The organism is Streptomyces herbicida, assembly GCF_032656585.1.
Classification (GTDB): domain Bacteria; phylum Actinomycetota; class Actinomycetes; order Streptomycetales; family Streptomycetaceae; genus Streptomyces; species Streptomyces herbicida.
This window is the reverse complement of sequence record NZ_JAUYWJ010000003.1, coordinates 198471-216838: the sequence shown is the minus strand read 5'-3', so window position 1 is coordinate 216838 and position 18368 is coordinate 198471. Positions and strand designations below refer to the sequence as shown.

General features: G+C 71.1%; 11 protein-coding genes and 1 pseudogene. 4 read left to right on the top strand and 8 right to left on the bottom strand.

Annotation, left to right across the window (positions count from 1 at the left end):
• Positions 1-93 precede the first annotated feature (93 nt).
• Positions 94-4872 carry an RICIN domain-containing protein gene (locus tag Q8A52_RS08040; protein WP_316748711.1) on the top strand — a complete coding sequence of 1593 codons (4779 nt, stop codon included), beginning with the start codon at positions 94-96 and terminating at the stop codon, positions 4870-4872.
• Between the two features lie 14 nt (positions 4873-4886).
• Positions 4887-5546: a hypothetical protein gene (locus Q8A52_RS08035; RefSeq protein WP_316747557.1), complete on the top strand. Its 660-nt coding sequence runs from the start codon at positions 4887-4889 to the stop codon at positions 5544-5546.
• Between the two features lie 130 nt (positions 5547-5676).
• Here the strand turns inward: Q8A52_RS08035 and Q8A52_RS08030 are convergent, their stop codons facing one another.
• Genes Q8A52_RS08030 through Q8A52_RS08010 form a run of 5 tightly spaced genes read right to left on the bottom strand, consistent with a single transcriptional unit; the run spans position 5677 to position 12780 of the window.
• Positions 5677-6633, bottom strand: a complete 957-nt coding sequence (locus tag Q8A52_RS08030) for an ABC transporter substrate-binding protein (RefSeq protein ID WP_316747555.1) — start codon at positions 6631-6633, stop codon at positions 5677-5679.
• A gap of 1 nt (position 6634) precedes the next feature.
• Positions 6635-8584, bottom strand: a complete 1950-nt coding sequence (locus Q8A52_RS08025) for an ABC transporter permease (RefSeq protein WP_316747554.1) — start codon at positions 8582-8584, stop codon at positions 6635-6637.
• Positions 8584-9672, bottom strand: coding sequence for a quaternary amine ABC transporter ATP-binding protein (locus tag Q8A52_RS08020; protein WP_316747552.1), 1089 nt, complete (start codon positions 9670-9672; stop codon positions 8584-8586). The genes Q8A52_RS08025 and Q8A52_RS08020 overlap by 1 nt, the downstream gene beginning before the upstream one ends.
• Positions 9672-11210 carry a GMC family oxidoreductase gene (locus Q8A52_RS08015; RefSeq protein ID WP_316747550.1) on the bottom strand — a complete coding sequence of 513 codons (1539 nt, stop codon included), beginning with the start codon at positions 11208-11210 and terminating at the stop codon, positions 9672-9674. Before Q8A52_RS08015 ends, Q8A52_RS08020 begins: the two co-directional genes overlap by 1 nt.
• A 49-nt stretch (positions 11211-11259) precedes the next feature.
• Complete coding sequence (locus Q8A52_RS08010; protein WP_316747548.1) at positions 11260-12780, bottom strand: aldehyde dehydrogenase family protein; 1521 nt, start codon at positions 12778-12780, stop codon at positions 11260-11262.
• Between the two features lie 396 nt (positions 12781-13176).
• Here Q8A52_RS08010 and Q8A52_RS08005 point away from each other — a divergent pair.
• Positions 13177-13518, top strand: a pseudogene (locus Q8A52_RS08005) (MFS transporter); the annotation flags it as partial.
• A 59-nt stretch (positions 13519-13577) separates the two neighbouring features.
• Positions 13578-14267, top strand: a complete 690-nt coding sequence (locus tag Q8A52_RS08000) for a siderophore-interacting protein (protein ID WP_316747546.1) — start codon at positions 13578-13580, stop codon at positions 14265-14267.
• Here the strand turns inward: Q8A52_RS08000 and Q8A52_RS07995 are convergent, their stop codons facing one another.
• The 3 genes from Q8A52_RS07995 to Q8A52_RS07985 all read right to left on the bottom strand — a co-directional run bounded on the left by Q8A52_RS07995 (position 14268) and on the right by Q8A52_RS07985 (position 18313).
• On the bottom strand, positions 14268-15515 hold the full coding sequence (locus Q8A52_RS07995) for a hypothetical protein (RefSeq protein WP_316747544.1): 1248 nt from the start codon (positions 15513-15515) through the stop codon (positions 14268-14270).
• A 133-nt stretch (positions 15516-15648) separates the two neighbouring features.
• Complete coding sequence (locus Q8A52_RS07990) at positions 15649-16638, bottom strand: malate dehydrogenase (RefSeq protein ID WP_316747543.1); 990 nt, start codon at positions 16636-16638, stop codon at positions 15649-15651.
• A gap of 466 nt (positions 16639-17104) precedes the next feature.
• Positions 17105-18313, bottom strand: coding sequence for a helix-turn-helix domain-containing protein (locus Q8A52_RS07985; RefSeq protein ID WP_316747542.1), 1209 nt, complete (start codon positions 18311-18313; stop codon positions 17105-17107).
• Positions 18314-18368: the final 55 nt, after the last annotated feature.

Genomic DNA, 18368 nt, shown 5'->3' with positions numbered 1-18368 from the left:
GGTGCGTCGCCGTTGCGGGCCGAGCCGGCGAGTGATTCCTATCCCTGGTACGAGGACACGGCTGCCGAGCAGTTGCGCCAGGACCAGTGCCTGATGACCGACGTGCTGCGGCTGGGCGGCACGTCGATGGCCGCGACCGCGCAGAACGGCCTGAACCAGACTCCGGAGAAGCTGCATGTCGCAGCCGACCGGAAGAACTGGGAGAAGACACCGCTGGCCGTCGCCTACAAGGCGGACAAGGACGCGGCGAGCAAGGAGGGCGCGGCGCTGTCCGCGCTCCAGGACTCCTGGAAGAAGCCGCTGGACGGTCTGGCGACGCCGGGCGGGTTCACGGAGACCGGGTTCCACTGGCCGCCGGGTACCAGTAACGACGGTCAGCAGTCGTTCTACGGGCAGACCGGTCTGACGTCGTGGATCTCCGACCGGTACTGGAAGACCGACTCCGACTTCTACGACGACGAGACCCCGGCGGCCGACGAGAAGACCCTCAAGGCCGTCGACCAGGTGGGCGGCCCGTTGTACGGGCAGGACCCGAACCCGGCGGGTACGACGCAGCAGGAGTGGAACCGGGCGCTGGCCGAGCATGCCGCGTTCGAGTGGATGCACGGCCGTCCCAGTGCGAACCCGGGTGCGGACGACGCGCGGATCTTCCTGGCCTCGGGCGGCTTCCCGCGCACCGCACCGCAGCCGGGCACGCCCGAGTACCGGATCGCGGTGGAGGACGTGAAGTCCCGTTTCGCCGCTTGTGGTTGGCGTGATCCGCTGGATCCGAACGGTGTGCTGGGCGACATCACCTCCACCGCGGCCGGCGAGTGGCAGCAGGAGATTGCCTCCCAGGCCACTCAGCGCAACCAGATCCTCGACGCCAACAAGGCCGCGGTCGACGCGCTGACCAAGGGCACCAAGGCCCTGGGCGAGATGCTGGGGCACTCCTGGATCGCCGACCACGCCACCCGCTGGCAGGACTACTGGTCCGCGGGCGGTATCGGTTACATCGGCGACGCCCCGCTGACCATCGAGATCCCCGGCGCCAAGGGCAAATGCCTGGACGTGGAGGGCGGCGGCACGGCCAACGGCACCGCGGTCCAGGTCTACACCTGCAACGGCGGCTCGGCGCAGGAGTGGCAGTTGTGGGGGTCCTACGACGGCGGCTACGCCCTGGCGAACACCAAGTCGCTGAAGTGCCTGGACGTGGCCGGCGGCAAGAACGCCGACGGTACGAAGATCCAGGTCTCGAGCTGCAACGGCAGCAAGGCGCAGCAGTGGGACTTCGATGTACGGGCGGCAGGCGTGTTCCGTAACGCCGCGACGGACAAGTGCCTGAACCTGCCCTCGTTCGACAACAGCAAGAACTCCTCGCTGCTGGGCTGCAACAGCTCGGCCTCGCAGAAGCTGCGCATCGTGCCCAAGGGGCACACCGGTGATGACAAGCTCGGCTACCCGACCACGGCGCAGTTCACCAAGGCGAAGAGCGCGGTGAGCTCGGCGCAGGCCGGGTCGAAGAGCCAGCTGGCCGTGATCAAGGCGCAGTTGGCCGCCGCGCAGAAGGCCGCGACCAGCTCCGACACCGCGCTGCAGGCCGCCTACACCACCGCGGACGCCAACGGTGCGCCGAGGGGCCGGGGTCTGCTGGTGGGTCAGCAGAAGGCACAGGTGACCAAGGGTGCGGTCGCGGCGCTGACCGCGTTGGTGAAGGCCGGTGAGACGGCTGACGCCGCCACCCGTGCCTCCGCCGGGGACAGCGCGACCATCGCGCAGCGCGCTCTCGCACAGGCCGCGCAGGCCAAGGCCGAGTTCCGCAAGGAGGCCGCGAAGACCGCCGAGTGGCAGGCGAAGTCGGCGGCGGACGCGGCCAAGGTGCACCGCGACAACGCCAAGAAGGACAAGGAGACCGCGGAGGCCAAGCTCACCGTCGCGCTCACGGCCGAGGGTGACGCGAAGGCGGCCGCCGCCGACGCGCACGCCAAGCGACTCGCCGCGGAGGCCGAGGAGAAGACGGCCAAGGCCGAGAAGGAGAACGCGGCGGCCAAGCAGGCCGAGGCCGCTCAGCACAAGACCAACGCGCAGTCCGAGGCCACCAAGGCCAGCGAGGCCAAGGGCAAGGCAGAGACCGCCGAGAAGACCGCCGAGGACCGGCGCGACGACGCGGTCAAGGCCAGCGACCACGCCCGGGACATGCGCGACGACGCCTGGGACGCCAAGCAGAAGTCCGACGCCCTACGCGCCAAGGCTGACGCCAAGACCGCCTACGCCGACTCCCTGGACTCGCACGAGGGCGCCGACGCCGCCCGCGCCGCCGCGAATGACGCGGACAAGGCCGCCGATGACGCGGAGACCGCGGCGGGCAATGCCCGCGCCGAGGCTGACGCCGCCACCCAGGCCGCAGCCGAAGCCGACGCCGCAGCCACGCGTGCGGAAGCGGCCGCGAAGCGTGCCCGCGCCGCATCGGATGCGGCGCAGGCCGACAAGCTGAAGGCGGATGCCGCGGTGAAGACCGCGACGGCCGCGGTCGCCGACGCCATCAAGGCGTCCCAGGACGCCGCCGCAGAGGCCAAGACCGCGGTCAAACTCGCCGACGAGGCCGAACAGCACGCCAAGGACGCCAAGACCCAGGCCGACGCCGCCAACGCCGAAGCCGTCAAGGCCGTTGCCGCCGCCGCCAAGGCCGCCGGCTACGCCCACGTCACCGCCCAGGCCGCCGTCGACGCCGGCAAGGCAGCCGAACAGGTCGCCGCCCCCGCCAACGACGCGATCCAGCTCGGCTCCCCCTACGTCGACACCGACTCCGCCGCCGGCCTGGTCGTGCTGACCGGACAGGCGTCCAAGTCCATCGCCGACCAGCAGCAGGCCGTCGCCGACGCCCACGCCAAGAACGCCGCCGCCGAGGCCCAGGCCGCCAAGAACCTCGCCGACCAGGCACAGGGCGACGCCAAGGAGGCCTACCAGCACGCGGCCAACGCCGCCCAGTACGCCGCGGACGCCCGCACCTACTCGAAGGAGGCCCTCGGCTACGCCGCCGACGCCGCCGCCGCGGCATCCAAGGCAGCCGCCTCGCTGGCCCGCACCATCGACTACGACAAACAGGCCGCCGAAGACGCCGCAGCAGCCGACAAGGCAGCCGGAAACGCCGAAGGCTACGCCAAGGACGCCCGCGCCTCCGCCGACCAGGCCGAACTCGACGCATCGGCCGCCCGCGCCGCCGCCTCCCAGGCCGAACAGGACGCCAAGGACGCCCGCGCCGCCGCAACCCGCGCCGACGCCGCAGCCACCGAAGCCGAACAAGCAGCCAAGGACGCCGACAAGTACGCCAAGGAAGCCCAGCAAGCCGCCACCGAGACCCAGAACAAGGAGAACGGGAAGCAGGTCCAGACGGGCACCATCCTCGACTCGGCCGGCCACATCGGCAACGTGTTCTACGTCGTCGACCACTACGAGAACGTCGGCGAGCCGAAGACCCTGTCCAAGACGTCGGCCTGCGACGACTGGAAGAGCAGGATCGTCTACACGGGCGACTGCACCGTCACCGCGAAGATCACCTACAAGGCGATCCTCAACCTCTACCTGTGCACCACGAAAGATCTCAACCCGGCGTACAACATCTGCGCCACCGCTGATGCGGTGTACCTCGGCCAGCAGCCGTCCGAGGAGATGACCAAAGAGGTCACACACACCATCACGATCGCGGAATTCAACGCGAACATCGACCCGATCGACATCCTCTTCGGCAGCTGGATCGACTGCGGCAAGAAGATCGGCTCGATGCTCAAGATCTCGGGCGGCGGGGGCAACTGGGGCGGATGCGGCTGGGCCGCTCTCGACGTCGCCAGCCTGTTCGCGGGCAAGGCCGTCCGGCCGATCGCGGACGCGGTGCGCGCCGTGGATGCCGCCATGCGCACCGGCATCGGAGTCGCCGACGCGCTGAAGGCGCTGCGCACGCTGCGCATCGACGCAGACGCGTTGGCGGGTATCGAGCGGTCGGCGCGCATCTCCGAGGAGTACCGCGTCGCCTGCGAGACCAACAGCTTCCCCGCCGCCACCGAGGTGCTCATGGCGGACGGCTCACGCCGGCCCATCAGCCAGGTGGGTGTGGGGGACCGTCTCGCGGCCATGGATCCGGCCACCGGCCGGCTGCAGACGCGGCAGGTGACCGACACCTTCAAGCACGACACCCAGCGGCTGGTGGACATCACTGTTGCCGACGCAGGGGAGCTGGCCAGCACCGCCGGCCACAGGTTCTATGTGGTGGACCGCGGGTGGACGCTGGTTTCCGACCTGCGCGTCGGCGACCGGCTGCGCACACCGGACGGCTCCGTCCACCCGGTGACCGCCCTCCTCGACCGCTCGGGCCTGACTCCCCGAACGGTCTACGACCTCACCGTCGACGACCTGCACACGTTCTTCGTGCTCGCGGGCGCCACCCCGATCCTTGTCCACAACTGCAAGGTCGCGTTGGGGTGGCAGAGAAAGGGGGCGCTCGACGAGTGGGCTCGGCTTCCCGGGAACAAGTTCACCACCTTCTCCATCGCGAGCGCGCAAGATTTCGGTGCGCTGGTGAGGAAGGCCATCGCCGACCCGAACGTGGAGTTGCACGTCAACATGACGGGACTGGAACTACACGGAAGCTTCATGGACGCTGCCGAGCGCGGCCTGCTGGGTGGTGAAGCCGGAGCAGCTGCCACGGACTACGAGATGTCCTTGATCGCGAGAGCCGTCGCCAATGGTCAACGCACGTGGAGTTCGGTGAAGTTCTATTATCCGAAGGGTACCGATGGCGCCGTGGAGCTCAAACCGATAGATATGCCGGATCTGTCAAAGTTGGGGAAACTTAAGCCCGTAGACGGGGGCAAATTCAACTACTGCCACCACTGCTGAGGAATCCGACGAACATGGAAACCAATCGGCAAGCCCTGTACCCGGACGTGACTGCGTCGGGTGGCCTTGGGCCGGCCATGCGAGAGGCGGCACAGCTGCGCGGATGCGACACCGGGCTGGCGCCGTGGGCCGTCGACGTCGTCAGCATCCAAACGGCGAGGGGTTTCCTGTCGGTCGATCCTGCGACCGAGGAACGTCTTTTCCGGTTGAGTGTCCGTATTCCCGGGTTCGACTGGGAGATCGGCTCGACGGGGGACCTCGGACTGCTTGTGGAAGCGCTCGCCGCATGGCGGGAGGGCATACCGTTCGACGAGCTGGCGGAGAGATTCGGGTTCTTGGAGCTCGACGAATTCGTCGGGGCGCTCGAACGCGGAGAGCCCACCTCCTCGCAGTGGACCGAACTCCTGTCGTCCGACTTCTACCGGAACCAATGGAACCTCCTGCGCCGCCTCCGCGCGGACGACGTGCTGCGGGACATGTTCCCGACCATCACGCACGGTGCCGTGCGCCTGCGTGTGGATGCGATGGACGCAAGGAGCCGTCAGGTTCTGGTGGACGAGGTGAACGAGGAACTCTATGAGGTCATGCGCGTAGGGGTGCCCGGGGCCGACTGGGTCGAGGTACCGACCGGTGATCTGATCGCCTACCTGCGAGCTGCCTTGAACGAAGAGTGATCTCGACAGATCGATGAGGTCGAACCCCGCCAGGCAGTCCCTGGCGGGGTTTCTTCGCGCCTGGCCACGTGGGGGCACAGGGCGGCTTCGGGCCCCTTTTGTGCGGAGCGTCTTCGGCTCACCGCTCAGGTCAGGAAATCCACGCCTTCCACTCCGACTCGTGGCCCTCCACCCACTTCTCCGCCGCCTTCTCCGGAGTCAGCTTCTGGTCGGCGATCATCAAGGAGACCTGGTTCTGGTCCTCCGTCGTCCACTTGAACTTCTTCAGGAAGGACGCCGCCTTGCCGCCCGACTTCGCGAAGTCCGTGTTCAGGTACTTCTGAAGCGGGGTGTGCGGGTAGGCGCAGGTGATCTTCTTCGGGTCCGCGTCGCAGCCGTCCTTGTACGGGGGCAGCTTCACCTCGGTCATCGGGACCTTCTTGAACAGCCACTGGGGTGAGTACCAGTAGGTCAGGAAGGGCTTCTTCTCCTTGGCGAACTGGCGGATCTGGGTGATCTGGGCCGCCTCGGAGCCGGCGAAGACCACCTGGTAGTCCAGCTTCAGGTTCTCCACCAGCGCCTTGTCGTTGGTGACGTAGGACGGGGAGCCGTCCAGCAGCTGGCCCTTTCCGCCGCTCTCCGGGGTGCGGAAGAGGGACGAATACCTGTTGAGGTTCTTCCAGTTCGTGATGTCCGGGTGCTGTTTCACCAGGTACGCCGGGACGAACCAGCCGATGTGGCCGGTCACTCCGAGGTCGCCGCCCTTGGCGATCGTCTTCTTGTCGGTGACGTACCGCTTCTCCTGGTCGGGGTGGCCCCAGTCCTCCAGGATCGCGTCCACCCGGCCCTGGCTGAGCGCGTCCCACGCGGGGATCTCGTCCACCTGCACGGTGTCGACGCGGTAGCCGAGCTTGTGCTCCAGGAGGTACTGGGCCACGGCCACGTTGGACTGCGCGCCCACCCAGGACTGCACGGACAGGGTGACCGTCTTCGCACCCTGGGCGTTGGCGAAGGGCGACGCCTGCTTGGTCATGTCGGCCGCGCCGCAGCCGGTGGCCAGGGTCAGGGCGCCTACGGCGGCGATCGTCGTCATCTTCGTACGGCGCATGTCAGGCTCCCTTCCTCGCGCGGCGTTCCGTCGGCTGCGTCACCCGGTCGAGCACCAGGCCGAGGCAGACGATCGCCGCGCCGGCGACGAGTCCGGTGGCCAGGTCGCCCTGGGCGAGGCCGAAGGTGACGTCGTAGCCGAGGGCGCCACCGCCGACCAGGCCGCCGATGACCACGACGGCGAGGACCAGGACCACGCCCTGGTTGACGGCGAGGAGCAGCGCCGGGCGGGCCAGCGGGAGCTGGACCTGCCAGAGCTGCTGGCGGCCGGTCGCGCCGAGCGAGCGGGCCGACTCCAACGCGGCCGGGTCGACCTGGCGCAGGCCCTGCGCGGTGATCCGTACGACGGCGGGGAGCGCGTAGACCACGGCCGCGGCGACGGCCGGGGCGCGGCCGACGCCGAACAGTGCGACGACCGGGATCAGGTACACGAACTGCGGCATCGTCTGGAAGACGTCCAGGACGGGGCGCAGGGCCCGCTCGAAGCGGTCGCTGCGGGCGCCGGCGATGCCGGCCGCGAAGCCCAGGACGAGGGTGACGGCGACGGCCGCGAGCACCTGGGACAGGGTGTCCAGGGACGGCTTCCACACGCCGAGCACGCCGATCGCGGCCATGGCGAGGACCGCGGTCAGGGCGGTGCGCCAGGTGCCGATCACCCAGGCGAGGGCGGCGACGATCAGCAGTACCGACCACCAGGGCAGCCACTGCAGGCCGTCGCGGATCGGGTCAAGGACCCAGGTGGTGAAGTGGCCGGCCCAGTCGGCGGTGCCACCGATGTAGGGCACGCCGGAGTAGAGGTGCGCGGTCATCCAGTCCACGACGTGGTTGACCGGTTCGGCGAGGTTGAAGACCCAGCCGGACGGCCAGTCGAGGCGGCCCGCGAAACGTGCGGCCGGCGCGGCGGCGACGATGCCGAGCGCGCCGTAGGCCCAGGGGCGCAGGTCGCGCTCGCCCACGCCCTCGCCGAGCTTCTCGCCTGCCGCGCCGGTCACCCGGTCCAGGACGACGGCGAGCAGCACGATCGGGATTCCGGCGGCGAGTGCCGCGCCCACGTCGACGGAGGCGAGCGCCTGGTAGACGCGGTCGCCGAGGCCGCCGGCGCCGATCACCGAGGCGATCACGGCCATCGACAGCGCCATCATGATCGTCTGGTTGAGGCCGAGGAGGAGTTCCTTGCGGGCCAGCGGGATGCGGGCGGTCAGCAGGCGCTGGCGGCCCGTGGCGCCCAGCGACTCCACGGCCTCCAGGACCTCGGGGTCGGCGCCGCGCAGGCCGAGCGCGGTGAGGCGGGCCATCGGCGGGGCGGCGTAGACGACGGTGGCGAGGACGGCCGCGGGGACGCCGATGCCGAAGACCAGGACGACGGGGAGCAGGTAGGCGAACGCCGGGAGCACCTGCATGGTGTCCAGGACCGGGCGCAGTGCGCGGTCGAGGCGGTCGGAGAGCCCGGCGGCGAGGCCGAGCAGGACGCCCACGGCCACGGACGCCAGCACGGCGACCACCATCAGCGCCAGCGTCTGCATGGTCGGCACCCACATGCCGAGCAGACCGCAGACCAGGAACGCGGCGGCCGTGCCCAGCGCGAGGCGGACGCCGGCGACCCGCCAGGCGACCAGCGCGCCGAAGGCCGTGACGCCGACCCAGCCCGCGGCCAGCAGCGTTAGGTACACCGCGCGCACGGACAGCACGACCGCGTTGCTGATGTAGCCGAAGAAGTAGAGGAAGAGGGGGTGGCTGTCCCGGTGGTCGATGACCCAGTCGCCGACATCGGTGAGGGGCCGGGAGAGGTCGACGGTGAGGGCGTGCGGCCAGGTTCCGCTCGCCCAGCGGGCGGCCGCGAGGGGAACGAGCACGGCCGCGGCGAGGGCGAGCAGCACAAGCTTGCGGGCCGCGGGGCGCCGGAGGAATCCGGGCAGCGCGATCCGGGGAGCGGCGGCGGTAACCGTGGCCATCAGGCCACCTCCCTGGGCAGCTCCGTTCCGGCGACCACATCGAGCAGCCGCTCGTGGTCCACCACCCCCAGGCACCGTCCGTCGTCCATGACGCAGGCGGCCTTCCCACTGCGGGCCACGGCCTTGATCGCGTCGGCGACGACGGCGTCGGGGGCGAGCGCGCCGGGGTGCTCCGGGCCGCCGCAGTCGCCGGGCCGCATCGCCGTGCGGACCGTCATGACCTGCTCGCGCGGGACGTCGCGGACGAACTCGCGGACGTAGTCGTCGGCCGGGGAGCCGACGATCTCCTCCGGGGTGCCGAGCTGGACGACGCGGCCGTCGCGCATGAGGGCGATGCGGTCGCCGAGTTTGAGGGCCTCGGCCAGGTCGTGGGTGATGAAGACCATCGTGCGGCCCTCCTCCCGGTGCAGCCGGACCACCTCGTCCTGCATGTCGCGCCGGATCAGCGGGTCGAGGGCGCTGAACGGCTCGTCGAAGAGCAGCACTTCGGGGTCGACGGCCAGTGCGCGGGCCAGCCCGACGCGCTGGCGCTGACCGCCCGACAGCTGGCCGGGCCGGCGCTTCTCCAGGCCTTCCAGGCCGACCTTGGCGACGACCTTCTGGGCCCGCGCCCGGCGCTCGGACCTGCCGACGCCCTGGATCTCCAGACCGTACGCCACGTTGTCGAGGACCGTGCGGTGCGGGAGCAGACCGAAGTGCTGGAAGACCATCGCGGTGCGGTGACGGCGCAGTTCGCGCAGCCGGGCGCGGTCCATGGCGCGGACGCTCTCGCCGTCGATGGCGATCGAGCCCGCGGTCGGCTCGATGAGCCGGGTCAGACAGCGCACCAGCGTGGACTTGCCGGAGCCGGACAGGCCCATGACGACGAAGACCTCGCCCTTGCGCACGTCGAAGGAGACGTCCCGGACGGCGGCCGTGCAGCCGGTGCGGGAGCGCAGTTCGGCGGGCGGCAGGGCGGCCAGCTCGGCGTCGGCGGGGACGCGCTCCGGCTTGGGGCCGAAGACCTTCCACAGGCCCTCGACGCAGAAGACGGGGGTCTCGGTGGAGTCGCCGGTGGGCGGCTTGCGGGTGGGGATCGTGAGAGCCATCAGGCCTCACCTCCGATCAGGTCGGCTGCCTTCTCCCCGACCATGAGCACCGCGATCATCGGGTTCACGGCGGTCATGGTCGGGAAGACGGACGCGTCGGCTATGCGGATGCCGTCGAGGCCCCGGATACGCAACTCGGGGTCCACCACGGCCAGTTCGTCGTCGGCCGCGCCCATGCGGCAGGTGCCCGCCGGGTGGTAGACGGTGTGCGCGGCCCTGCGGGCGTACTCGCTCAGCTCCTCGTCGCCGGTGATCTCCGGGCCGGGGCACACCTCGCGCTTCAGCCAGCCGGCCAGCGGCTCGGTCTTCGCGATCTCGCGGGCGATACGGATGCCGTCGACGAGGGTGCGGCCGTCGTAGTCGTCCTCGTCGGTGAAGTAGCGGAAGTCCAGTGCGGGCTTGTCGGCCGGGTCCGCGCTGGTCAGGTAGAGCCGGCCGCGGCTCTTCGGCTTGGGGATGTTGGGGGTCATCGAGACGCCGAACTCCGGCCGCCGGTAGCCGAGGCGCTCCGGGTTGTCGGTGAACGGGACCTGGTAGAAGTGGAACATCAGGTCCGGGCCCGCGTGTTCGGGGTCACGGCGCACGAACAGGCCCGCGTCGGAGTCCATCGCGGAGTTCTCCGGAAGGGGGCCGTGGGTCTCCCAGACGATCACCGACTCGGGGTGGTCGAGCAGATTCTCGCCGACGCCGGGCAGATCGAGCGCGACGGGCATGCCGAGCTTCTCCAGATCCGCCTTCGGGCCGATGCCGGAGTGCAGCAGCAGACGCGGCGAGTCGACCGCGCCGGCGCACAGCAGGACCTCGCTGCGGGCCCGGACCAGGAGTTCCGCGCCGTCCTCGGTGCGCACATGCACGCCCCGTGCGCGGGTGCCGTCCAGCTCCAGCTTGTACGCCCAGGTCTCCAGCAGGATCGTCAGGTTGGGGCGCTTGTCCATCACCGGGTGCAGATACGCGACCGAGGCGGAGGAGCGCTTGTTGTTCTCGGGGTGGTAGGCGAGGTCGAAGAAGCCGGTGCCCTCGGTGAACGGCTTGCGGTTGAAGCCCTCGATGCGGGGGACGCCCAGCGCCTTCTGCGCGGAGTCGACGAAGTCGCGGGCGATGGCGTTCCGGTCCTTCTCGCCGACCGGGACGATGTTGTTGAGCAGACGGGCGTAGTACGCCTCCATCGGCACCGCGCCCCAGCCCTTGGCGCCGGCCGTCTCCCACTCGTCCCAGTCGGACGGCAACGGCTTGAAGGCGATGAGTGTGTTGTGGGAGGAACAGCCGCCGAGGACACGGGCGCGGCTGTGCCGGATGTGGGAGTTGCCGCGCGGCTGCTCGGTGGTCGGGTAGTCGTAGTCGAGCTCGCCGCCGAGCAGACCCGTCCAGCGGCGCAGGGTGAGGACGTCGTCACGGCCGACGTCGCTGGGGCCGCCCTCGATGACGGCGACGGTGACGTCGGGGTTCTCGGTGAGACGGGAGGCGATGACGGAGCCCGCGGTGCCGCCGCCGATGACGACATAGTCGTAGACGTGGGGGGTTTCGGGCGTTTCAGGCATGGGGGTTCTTGCTCCGGAGGGATCGGGGAGAGGGGCCGGGGGCGGGGGCTCAGCCGGCGAACCAGCGCACGGGCTTCGGCGCGAGGTTGTGGTAGACGTGCTTGGTCTCGCGGTACTCGGCGAGACCGGCGGGTCCCAGCTCGCGACCCACACCGCTCTTGCCGAAGCCGCCCCACTCCGCCTGCGGGAGGTAGGGGTGGAAGTCGTTGATCCAGACGGTGCCGTGGCGCAGCCGCCCGGCGACGCGCCGGGCGCGGCCCGCGTCGGTGGTCCAGACGGCTCCGGCGAGGCCGTACTCGGTGTCGTTGGCGAGGGCCACGGCCTCGTCCTCGGTGCGGAAGGTCTCGACGGTGAGGACCGGTCCGAAGACCTCCTCGCGGACGACCTTCATCTCGCGGTGGCACCGGTCGAGGACGGTCGGCTCGTAGAAGTAGCCCGCCTCGGGCCTGGTCGCGGCGGGTTCGGGCCGCTTGCCGCCGGAGCGCAGGACCGCGCCCTCGGCGAGCGCCGCGGCGACATACGTCTCCACCTTGGCGCGCTGCTGCTCGGAGACCAGCGGGCCGCACTCCACGCCCGGCTCGGTGCCCCGGCCGAGGCGGATCCGGCCCGCCCTGCGGGCGAGTTCGGCGACGAAGCGTTCGCGCAGCGGCTCCTCGACGATCAGCCGGGCGCCGGCCGAGCAGACCTGGCCGCTGTGGATGAAGGCGGCGTTGAGGGCCTGGTCGACGGCGGTGTCGAAGCCCTCGTCGGTGGCGCAGGCGTCGGCGAAGACGACGTTGGGGTTCTTGCCGCCGAGTTCGAGGGCGACCTTCTTGACGGTCGGGGCGGCGGCCTGGGCGACCTTGGTGCCGCTGACCAGGCCGCCCGTGAAGGAGACCAGATCGACGTCGGGGTGCTCGGCGAGCCGGGCGCCGACCGAATGGCCGGGCCCGGTGACGAGGTTGGCGGCTCCGGCGGGCAGCCCGGCCTCGACGAGCAGTTCGATCAGGGCGATCGTCGTCAGCGGGGTGATCTCGCTCGGCTTGATCACGAAGGTGTTCCCGGCGGCGAGCGCCGGGGCGATCTTCCAGCTGGCCTGCAGAAGCGGGTAGTTCCAGGGCGTTATCAGCGCGCAGACGCCGACGGGTTCGTGGACGACGACGCTGTGCACGTCGGCCGAGCCCGCGTCGACCACACGGCCGGGGGCCTCGGCGGCGACGAGGTCGGCGTAGTAGCGGAAGGCGTCGGCGACGCAGTCGATGTCGACGCGGCCCTCTTCAAGGGTCTTGCCCGCGTCCCGGCTCTCCAGCAGACCGAGCTCTTCGCGGTCGCGCACGAGGAGGTCGGCCACCCGGCGCAGCAGCGCGGTCCGCTCGGCGACGGGCGTGCGGGGCCAGTGCCCGGTGTCGAAGGCACGGCGGGCGGCGGCCACCGCGAACTCCGTGTCCTTCTCGTCGCCCTCGGCGACCACCGCGCAGGGCAGGGCGTCCGCGGGGTCGATGATCTCGCGCGTCGCGCCGGAGACCGCGTCCAGCCACTCCCCTCCCGCATGGATGGTCGCCGTCGCCCGTCGTGCCGTTCTGTCCGCCATGTTCGGTGATGCCTTCCGTTCCTGTTCCGTTCCCCTGTGTCACATCTGTGTCACTCTCGGGGACGGAGGCCGCCTGCCCCGACCGCCGGATTGCATGCGCAATCGATGCCGGAAAGTGCGCCACCTCACGGAACGTGCGGACAAAACGGTCCAAAAGTAGGCTGACCGAGAGGCGTGTGATCACGGAGGCGACGCGATGGCCCTGAGAACGCCGGCCTGTGCGACCCTGAGCGCCGTCCTGCTCCTGTCTCCCGCCCTGGTCACGGCGGCCACGGCGGACGACGGCGGCCCGAGCGCCAGGGAGCCGGCCGACGAGGCGACGCGCACCTTCCTCGCGGCCCACTCCGTCCATCTGAGACTGACGGACAACAGCGGCGGTGCGCGTGCCGACGGGCCTATGCCGGCTGGCTCCTCGTCATCTCGGCCGGCACCGGACTGTCCATGCCCGCCCTGACCCTCGGCGTCATCACCTCGCTCCCGCCCCACCAGGCGGGCCTCGGTTCCGGTCTCGGCACCACGGCCCGCGAGACGGGCGCGGCCCTGGGCGTCGCGGTCACCGGAACGGTCCTGGCCTCCCACACCGGCCTCATCGACGGCATGGGCCCGGCCCTGCGCACGGTCGCCCTGGTGGTGCCGGCCGCGACGGCCGTCGTCGTCGCGGGGTACGGCGGCCGTCCGGACGCGCGCACTGTCGCGTCCGGCGGGGAACGCGTACTGTCGCGCTCGGCGCCCTCCTGACGCACAACCGCCGCCGCATTCCCATGAGTTGACGTCATTTCCCCGCAAGGAGACTGTCCGTGCCGGCCCTGCTGAACCCCGTCCTCGACCTGCTGATGCTCCGCGGCACCGTCACCGAGGCCGAACCCGTCGCCGCCCGTATGCGGCGCCTGCGCATCGAGGGCGGCGCGCTCGCCGGGCTGACCGTGCGGCCCGGACAGCAGGTACGGGTCCTGGTCGGCGGCGCGCTGACCCGGCGTACGTACTCTGTGTGGCGCCACGATCCCGCCGGCGCCGTCGAGTTGTGCGTGCTCGACCATCCGGGCGACGGACCGGGGGCGCGGTGGGGACGGGCCGCCGGGGTCGGCGACGAGGTGCGGCTGGGCCGGCCGGAGGGGTCGTTCGTACTGCGTCCCGAGGCCGCGCACCATGTGTTCGTCGGGGACGAGACGGCCTCGGTCGCCTTCGGGGCCATGCTTGCTGCGCTGCCGGACGGGGCGCGGATCTCGGGGTGCGTCGAGACGGAGACGGCGGCGGACCGGCTGCCTCTCGCCCATGCCGGACGGCTCGACTGGCTGGTCCGCGGGGGAAGTTCACTGCCGGAGGCGGTACGGCGGCTCGGCCCCGCGCCCGGCGGCGTGGCGTACGTCGCCGGGGAGGCGCGGACCGTGCAGGCGGTACGGCAGGTGCTCGTCCGGGAGGCGGGCTGGGACCGGCGCGCGGTGCTCACCAAGCCGTTCTGGGCGCCGGGCAAGCGCGGGCTGGAATGATCACTGTCCGCACTGGGAGTCCGCCGGGCAGAAGGAGGCCACGGCTGCGTCGAGCGGCTCGCGGACCTGGTCGGCGGACAGTTCCCCGGGGCCGCTGGAGCGGATCGCGTAGAGCGTGCCGTCGGCCGCCTGGAAGCGGTGGTCGATGACCTGGCGGGCGCCCTTGTCCTTGTCGTCGTAGCGGTACGACAGCTCGACCCAGGTGTCGCCCGAGGTGCGGTTGCCCGCCTGGTAGCCGGGCTGGTTGGAGTAGCCGTAGGTGGAGTCGTTCTCGGCCAGGTCCAGGGACTCGGCCGGGGTGGACTCCGACAGCTCGAAGATCTGCAGCTGGCGGCCGTCGGACGGGGAGTCGTAGAAGACCACCACGGCCTTCTCGCCCCGCTTCTGCCGACGGGTCCAGCCGTCGGGCACGTTGAGCGTGTAGCCGACCGGGTCCTGAGCGGTGCGGTAGCCGGCGGCCGGCAAAGAGGCGGGCGTCGAGGCCGGCGGGGTTTCCTGCGGGGTCTCCTGCGGGCTCTCGGGGGTCTGTGACGGGAGCGAGGTTCCCGGCGTCGAGGCTCCGGCGGAGACGCTCGTGGAGGGGCTCGCCCCGGTTCCGGTGCCGTCGTCGCGGTTGAGGAACCAGACGCCGAGACCGGAGCCTGCGGCGACGACGATGACCGTGACCACGAGGAGCACCCGGCCGGGGCCGCGCCGCGGGGCGCCGGGCGGGGTGTACGGATGGGCCGGGAAGGACGCAGCCGGGACCCAGGCCTGGGGCTGCTGCGGCTGGAGCTGTGCCTGGGGCTGTACATAGGGCTGTGCGTGGGGCTGTGCCTGCGGCGGCATCTGCGGTGCCATGTGGGGCGGCGTATGGAACGGGGGTGCCGGCGCGCCGACCTGGGTCTCGGCGGACGCCCATGGGGGTGGCGGCGGGGGTGGGGTGGCGGCGGGGCGGCGGTCGGCCGAGAGCCCCGGGGGCCCCTGGGTGACCCCTCCGGCCGGCCACGGCGGCGGCCCCTCGCCCGCGCCGTGTGCGGTGGCCGGAGGCGGCGGGTCGGCCGCCGCACGGGCCGCCTCGTCGTCCGGGCGCGGGCCCGCCCATGGCGGCGGTGCCGGGTCCGTACGGGTCTGGGCCGACGCCCACGGGGGCGGAGAGTCCGGCCCGTGCGCGGACCAGGCGGCCTGGCCTCTCTCCTCGCTCGGCTCGTGCTCCGGCCCCGAACCCGAGCTGTGGCTGTCCTGACCGCTGCCGTCCCATTCGCTCATCGCGAACCCCCCGAATCACCCTGCTGTGTACCGCTCTTGACGGTAGCGGCGAAAACGGGCGCGGGCCCCGTTCCGGAAGAAAACCGGAACAGGGCCCGTGCGGGCTCGTGACAGAAGCGGACTGCCGGACGGCTCAGATGAGGCCGAGGGAGCGGACCGCCTCGCGCTCCTCCTCGAGCTCCTTGACGGAGGCGTCGATGCGGGCGCGGGAGAACTCGTTGATGTCCAGGCCCTGGACGATCTCGTACTTGCCGTCCTTGGTGGTGACCGGGAAGGAGGAGATCAGACCCTCCGGGACGCCGTAGGAGCCGTCCGACGGGATGCCCATGGAGGTCCAGTCGCCCTCGGCGGTGCCGTTGACCCAGGTGTGCACGTGGTCGATGGCGGCGTTGGCGGCGGAGGCGGCCGACGAGGCGCCACGGGCCTCGATGATCGCGGCACCGCGCTTGGCGACGGTCGGGATGAACTCCTCGGCCAGCCACTTCTCGTCGTTCACGACCTCGGCGGCGTTCTTGCCGGCGACCGAGGCGTGGAAGATGTCGGGGTACTGGGTGGCGGAGTGGTTGCCCCAGATGGTCAGGCGCTTGATGTCGGCGACCGTGGAGCCCGTCTTCTTCGCGAGCTGGGTCAGCGCGCGGTTGTGGTCGAGGCGGGTCATCGCGGTGAAGCGCTCGGCCGGTACGTCCGGGGCGGCGGCCTGGGCGATCAGGGCGTTGGTGTTGGCCGGGTTGCCGACGACCAGGACCTTGATGTCGTCCGCGGCGTGGTCGTTGATGGCCTTGCCCTGCGGCTTGAAGATGCCGCCGTTGGCGGAGAGCAGGTCACCGCGCTCCATGCCCTTGGTGCGCGGGCGGGCGCCCACGAGGAGGGCGACGTTGGCGCCGTCGAAGGCGACGTTCGGGTCGTCGCTGATGTCGATGCCCTGCAGGAGCGGGAACGCGCAGTCGTCCAGCTCCATGGCCGTGCCCTCGGCGGCCTTCAGGGCCGGGGTGATCTCCAGGAGGCGCAGCTTGACCGGCACGTCCGCGCCGAGCAGCTGGCCGGAGGCGATGCGGAAGAGCAGGGCGTAACCGATCTGGCCGGCCGCGCCGGTGACGGTGACGTTCACGGGAGTGCGGGTCATGGCGTTCTCCGTATGACAGCTGACGGTGGGGCGTCCCTGCCCCTGGGGTACGGGATCCCCGCCCCGGCTTGTGGCCGGTGCCCGCCGCGATGATCGATCACGGGTGAATGATCGATCTCTTGGCGTCAAGAGAGATCCAGCGGTCAGGCTATCGCGCCTCCGGCATCCCGCACGGCCGGGTCGGTGTGGCCCGTCCCACAGAGTGACAAAAGGAGGCGGCCGCCCGTCCGGGAGAGGTGAGACGAAGGCGGCCGCCGTTTGGGGGTACCGGTTTCCGGACTCCCGTGGGGGTACCGTTCGCGTGCCCAGGATCCGGCCGCCCATGCATGTCTCACGGGATCGTTTTCCGGCCGTCCCGGAAGATCGTTCTCCCACCGTCCCACCGGGCCGGTTCGCCGGCCGGCACGAGGAGCCGTGCCGGCCGTCGCCCATCGAAGGTGAACGTTTCTACTCGGTGCACCCCGTTCTACTTGGTGCACCCCGTCTGCCCCGAAGCCAGCGTGGCGCACGCCTTCGCCTCACCCGCGTCCTTCACGGCCACCATCGGGGTGTACGCGATGGTGTCACCGGGGGTCGTGATGTCGCCGCTCTCCTTGACCTTGCCCACGGTGACGCGGACCTGGTCGCCCTGCGCGGCCCCGGTGATCCTCCCCCAGGCCGCGCCACAGGTCTTGCTGTAGCGGACCTCGAGGACGGCCCCGCCGACGGCGGCGGACTTGGCGGTGGTCACCAGGTCGCCGCTGCACCCCATGCTCTCGGCGTCCTTGCCGGTGCAGCCCGCACCGCTGCACTTGACCCCGGCGGGCAGGCTGGCGTTGGTGCTGGCGGACGGGGAGGGCGACTTGGCGGAATTCCCGTGCTTCTTGCCACCGCCCTGGTTGAAGAAGAAGACGGCGGCCACGACGACGGCCGCGCCGACGACGCCCGCGAGGAACATCGTCAGCCGCCGCCTGCCCGCGCCCGTCGCGCCGGAGGGGCCGCCCGGACGCGGAGCCCGGGGAGGTTCGCCGTACGGGCCCGGAGTCGCCGTGGTCCGGCCGGGGCCCTCCGGGGAGGACTGCGCCGGAGCCGGCCCCGTGGCCTCGGGCTTCGCCGCCTGGCCGGAGGGCCGTCGGCTCGTCGGCGACGGGCCCTCGTACCCGGCGAGCCCCCAGGAGTTGGTGCCACTCGGCTCGGAAGCCTTCCCGGCCTCCTCCCGGGCGTCGGCGTCGGGTGCCGTCGGCTGGGGCGGGATCGTCGGGGACACACCCGCCGGTCCCGCGATCCCGGGGCTGACGGTCGCACTGCCGCCCTTGCGGGCCGTCTTGCTTCCACCGGCGCCCGCGGGAGGCCCGCCGAACTCCCCCAGCGCGGCGCGCGCCTGGGAGATCCTGATCGCCTCCATGGTCATGTCGTGGCGCATCTCCGAACGGCTCCAGGCACGTTCGGCGAGTTCCCACATGGTCGTCAGGTGAATGGGATTGGTGCCGGTGACCTCGGCCAGCGCCACGATCGCACCCTTGGGCGCGAGCAGTCGGCCGTTGAGATAACGCTCCCAGGACGTCTTGCTGTAGCCCGTGCGGTCGGCCAGCGCCGCGATGCTCAGCCCGCTGCGGTCCACGAGCCGCCGCAGTTGGCTTGCGAACTCCCTGACCTGCGGATCGAGTTCATCCGGCAAGGCTTTCCAACGAGGCATCGATTCCCCCTCTTTCCCCCCTGTTGGTGCTGTTCTGTTCCCCGCGCCTTCCCCT

Coding starts and splice junctions, on each gene's coding strand:
- Q8A52_RS08035 (WP_316747557.1), top strand. CDS start 4,887: ATGGAAACCAATCGGCAAGCCCTGTACCCGGACGTGACTGCGTCGGGT.
- Q8A52_RS08015 (WP_316747550.1), bottom strand. CDS start 11,210: ATGCCTGAAACGCCCGAAACCCCCCACGTCTACGACTATGTCGTCATC.
- Q8A52_RS08025 (WP_316747554.1), bottom strand. CDS start 8,584: ATGGCCACGGTTACCGCCGCCGCTCCCCGGATCGCGCTGCCCGGATTC.
- Q8A52_RS08020 (WP_316747552.1), bottom strand. CDS start 9,672: ATGGCTCTCACGATCCCCACCCGCAAGCCGCCCACCGGCGACTCCACC.
- Q8A52_RS07985 (WP_316747542.1), bottom strand. CDS start 18,313: ATGCCTCGTTGGAAAGCCTTGCCGGATGAACTCGATCCGCAGGTCAGG.
- Q8A52_RS08030 (WP_316747555.1), bottom strand. CDS start 6,633: ATGCGCCGTACGAAGATGACGACGATCGCCGCCGTAGGCGCCCTGACC.
- Q8A52_RS07995 (WP_316747544.1), bottom strand. CDS start 15,515: ATGAGCGAATGGGACGGCAGCGGTCAGGACAGCCACAGCTCGGGTTCG.
- Q8A52_RS08040 (WP_316748711.1), top strand. CDS start 94: ATGACCGACGTGCTGCGGCTGGGCGGCACGTCGATGGCCGCGACCGCG.
- Q8A52_RS08010 (WP_316747548.1), bottom strand. CDS start 12,780: ATGGCGGACAGAACGGCACGACGGGCGACGGCGACCATCCATGCGGGA.
- Q8A52_RS07990 (WP_316747543.1), bottom strand. CDS start 16,638: ATGACCCGCACTCCCGTGAACGTCACCGTCACCGGCGCGGCCGGCCAG.